Source organism: Methylobacterium sp. WL64, from assembly GCF_008039945.1.
Classification (GTDB): Bacteria; Pseudomonadota; Alphaproteobacteria; order Rhizobiales; family Beijerinckiaceae; genus Methylobacterium.
This window is the reverse complement of the sequence record NZ_VRVA01000223.1, coordinates 1-4,203: the sequence shown is the minus strand read 5'-3', so window position 1 is coordinate 4,203 and position 4,203 is coordinate 1. Positions and strand designations below refer to the sequence as shown.

The 4,203-nt window shown below is 68.8% G+C and carries 3 protein-coding genes and 1 pseudogene; all 4 read left to right on the top strand.

Translation table 11 applies throughout. The features are described 5' to 3' along the window. Window positions 1–221: pseudogene (locus FV242_RS32930) on the top strand (hypothetical protein); the annotation flags it as partial. A 417-nt stretch (window positions 222–638) separates the two neighbouring features. After that, window positions 639–1,631 carry an antibiotic biosynthesis monooxygenase gene (locus FV242_RS32925; RefSeq protein WP_147910914.1) on the top strand — a complete coding sequence of 331 codons (993 nt, stop codon included), beginning with the start codon at window positions 639–641 and terminating at the stop codon, window positions 1,629–1,631. Between the two features lie 553 nt (window positions 1,632–2,184). After that, window positions 2,185–2,667 (top strand): nucleoside deaminase, encoded by a 483-nt coding sequence (locus FV242_RS32920; protein ID WP_147910913.1) that lies wholly within the window; start codon window positions 2,185–2,187, stop codon window positions 2,665–2,667. Window positions 2,668–2,733: 66 nt separating this feature from the next. Continuing rightward, entirely contained in the window at window positions 2,734–4,137 is a 1,404-nt protein-coding gene (locus FV242_RS32915; RefSeq protein WP_147910912.1) for an FAD-binding oxidoreductase, read from the top strand. Window positions 4,138–4,203 lie beyond the last annotated feature (66 nt).

Sequence of the window (4,203 nt, the reverse complement as noted above, 5' to 3'; positions counted from 1 at the left end):
GGCAGCGGGTCTGGGCGGGCAGGCGGATGCGCCCGGGCGTCGCCCGCGAGCCCGTGGGGCTCGGCATGATCGGCACGCGGCGGGACCGGTTCTGGTCGTTCGGCGCGCGCTTCCACGAGGGACCGATCCCGGAGGCGGCGGCCGCACCCACGTTCCGGATGCCGCCGCCCCGGTTCCCGGGCCGGACGCTCCTCGGCTGGCTGCGGTCCCGACTGCCGTGACGCCGCGCGGTTTATCTTTTGACGATCCGTCTCAGTCGATCCGCTTCGCGGCCGGATCACCGCTCGACCGTGCCGGACGCCCAGACATTGGATCCGGCGAAGACAAGTCTTCGCTGATTGATGATTAAAATCTGCATTTGTTAATACAAAACAACAGTGTTTACATTCGCGACGGCCGATACTCTTCCGCGCAGATTGACTTTCCCCTCCCGCGCCCGCCTATCCTGAATCCATCACGTCGAGCCGCCGGCCGTGCCGTGGGGGGCCTATGCAGAGAGTTGCGCGCGCGCGTTCGACCGGGCGTTCCGGGCATTCCGGGAACGCCCGGTATCCGGCAGGCGGGCGCCTGTGGGTTCCACGGCGGTGCGGCACGGATGCGCCGGCCTGCCCGGCCCTGCCGCGGACGCGTGGCGCCTCGTGAGCGAGCCCAGAACGAGCCGCACCGCGAGCGTCGGCACGAACGTCGGTACCAGCGTCAGCATCGTGACGCAGACGACGGTCAAGCCGGAGAGCGCCGACGCCTTCGCGCAATGGCAGGGCGACACCAGCGCGGTGATCGCCCGGTTTCCCGGCTTCATCGAGCAGCGGCTGATGCCGCCGCGCCCGCCGCTTCAGGTCGACTGGGTGATCCTGCAGCGGTTCGCCAGCCTGGATCACGCCCGGGCCTGGCTGGTCTCGCCCGAGCGGCAATCCCGCATCTCCGGCGCCGCCGCGATGCTGGTGGGGCGCGACGACGTCCACATCGTCACCGACGACGCCAGCGCCGCCCGGACCGCCCCGGTCTCGGCCGTGATCAGCACGCGCGTGAAGCCCGGGATGGAGGCGCAATACCTCCGGTGGGAGCAGAAGGTCGCCGCCGCCCAGTCCAGGGCGACCGGCCTGCAGGGCTACCGCTTCGAGCCCGCGGTGCCGGGGGTGCAGGAGGATTACGTCGCGATCCTGCGCTTCGACAGCGACGCCAACCTGCAAGCCTGGCTCGGCTCCCCCGAGCGCCAGGCGCTGATCGAGGAAGCCGCGCCGCTGACGGCGGAATTCCACACCCGCATGGTGCATAGCGGCTTCGAGCAATGGTTCCGCGACGTCGCGCCGGAGGGCGCCCCCGCGCCCGCGGCGTGGAAGATGAACATGATCGTCCTGCTGACGCTCTATCCCACGGTCTTCCTGTGGGGCCTGCTGGTCGGCACGCCGCTGCTCACCCGGACCCTGGGCATCGACTTCCCGGTGGCGCTGTTCATCGGGAACGTCTTCAGCGTACTCCTGACGTCGCGCCTAGTGCCGTGGACCGCCGAGCACCTCCGCTGGTGGCTGGCACCGGCCCCTGAGAAACGCCGGCGCGCGGACCGTCTCGGCGCCGGACTGCTGGTCGCCGCCTACGCGGTCATGATCCTGGTGTTCTGGAAGCTGTTGTGACGGCCCCTCCGGGGCGGCGACCGAGGCGGTTTTTCTTGACCGTGCGTCTCACGCGTCCGGGCGGACCCGACCTCCGCCGCCCGGCCCCGGCCTACAGAAGCAAGTCTTTCGCGTATCGGACAAGGTATCGCGCTGAAGAAGACTACGACGATGCGTAAATGCGCGACCGGTTTCCGCGTGACACACATTCCCGGCGCGGCGGCCGATCCGTGTTGACGCGGATCTGACATCCATGCTTCCTGTTTTCATCTGCCGATTATCGTCAGACCATTCGGTCCGATGGAGATTCGTGACGATCGAGACACGTCTTTCGCCACCGGGATTGATGGACGATGCGTGATGACGGTCCACGACATCGGATCCGCCGATGCGCGCCACGCCATCATCCGCCGCTGTATTCGGAATGTCGCCCTGGCATGGTAGCGACGGCACGGACCATTCAGCGGTTGTTTAGATTATATGATTGCGTGTTTGGTTTATTCATTGACCGGTAAGGTGTGATTATTACACCGGACACTGATCGATACGTCCAGGAACCTTGAGGAGCGAGACAATGGCTGACAGGCACGAAGAGTTCATGGCCCGCGCGATCGCGCTCTCGGAGAAGACCTCGCTGGTCGACAGCGCCGGCGGCGTGTTCGGCTGCGTGATCGTGCAGGACGGCGAGATCATCGCGGAAGGCGCCAACCGCGTCGTCGCGGAGAACGATCCGACCTGGCACGCCGAGGTCGAGGCGATCCGCAAGGCCTGCACGACGCAGAAGAGCTTCAAGCTCCGCAACGCCACCCTCTACACGAGCGCCGAGCCCTGCCCGATGTGCCTGGCGGCCGCCTATTGGGCCGGCGTCAAGAATATCTACTACGCCGCCCAAGTCGAGGACGCGCTCACGTATGGCGGGTTCGACGACAGCATGATCTACGCCGAGTTCAAGAAGGACGTCGGCGACCGCGCGATCCCGGCCAAGCAGATCATGCGGGCCGAGGCCGTCGAGGTCTGGAAGAAGTACGCCGAGAAGGAAGACCGGGTGCCGTACTGAGCTTGCGACAGGGCTGGGGGGCGTGATCGTGCCCGACCGAAACCATTCCTCGCGCCGGGTGCGGTCATGACCCTCGACAGCCTGAGACGATCCTGCCGCGGTTCCGTGATCGCGGCGGGCGATCCGCAATTCCGGGAGGCCGCCCACGCGAACCTCTGGAACCGGCTGATCCCGGACCGCGCCCCGGATGTCGTGGTGCGGGTGGCCGACGAGGACGACGTCGTCGCGGCCGTGACCTTCGCGCGGGCGAACGGGCTGAAGGTGGTCGTCCGGGGCGGCGGCCACAATTGGTGCCAGCCGACCCTGCGGTCCGGCGGCCTGCTGATCGATCTCCAGGATCTCACGGGCTTCGTCTCGATCGACGCCGCGCAGCGCAGGGCGGTGATCCGGCCGATCGTCAGCAACCGCGACATCCAGCGGGCGCTCAACCCGCTGGGGCTCGCCTTCCCCACCGGCCATTGCCCGCAGGTCAAGGCGAGCGGCTACTTCCTGGGCGGCGGCATGGCCTGGAACCCCACGGTCTGGGGGCTGGGCGCCGAGAGCCTGGAGGCCATCGAGCTGGTCACCGCGCAGGGCGAACGCATCCGCGCCAGCGAGACCGAGAACCCGGATTTCTTCTGGGCCGCCCGCGGCGCCGGCCCGGGCTTTTTCGGCGTCGTCACGCGGTACCACCTCAAGCTTCACGCGCTGCCGCACGCGATCCACGGCAGCACCCATTACTACCGTCTCGCGGAGGCCCCCGCGGTCGGCCGCTGGCTCGGCGCGATCGCCCGGGACGTGTCGCCCAGCGTCGAGCTCAGCCAGTTCCTCGTCCAGGCGCCGCCGGCGCTGCGCGCGGCGGCCGCCGACGACGACGGCTGGCTGTGCATGGTGACCGGGACGGCGTTCGAGGACACGCCGGAGGCGGCCGGGCGCGCCCTGGAGCCCCTGGACCGCGCGCCGGTGGCGCCGCTCGCGGCGGAGCGCGCCGTGCCGCTCACCTTCGAGCAGCTCTTCGACATGTCCGGCGCGCTGTGGCCGGACGGGCTCCGGTCCCGGGTCGAGGCGACGTATTCGAATCACAGCCCCGGGGACCTGATCGAAGCCGTCCTGCCGCTGTTGCCGGCGGCGCCGTCGAGCACGAGCGTGTTCCTGCTCACGATCTTCTGCGGCCCCGATGTCCCGGCCGCGCAGAAGGACATGGCCTGCTCGATGTCCTCGGCGGTCTATGGCGGCCCGTGGACGATGTGGCACGAGGCGGCCGACGACCGGACCAACACGGACTGGCACCGGGCCATGGTCGGGGCGCTGAGGCCGCTCACGGTCGGCTGCTACCTGGGCGAGAGCAACACGATCGAGAATCCCGATAGCGTCGCGCGCGCCTTCACGCCCGAGAAATGGCAGCGGCTCTGCGCCCTGCGCAGCCGGCACGACCCCGAGCGGGTCTTCTTCGACTATTATGACGGGTTCGACGCGGCGCCAGCCGGTTGACGGGCTGCGCGCCCGCACCGTCATGGGCGGGGCAGGGGGCAGAGAGAGAGGGGACGGGGCAGGCAC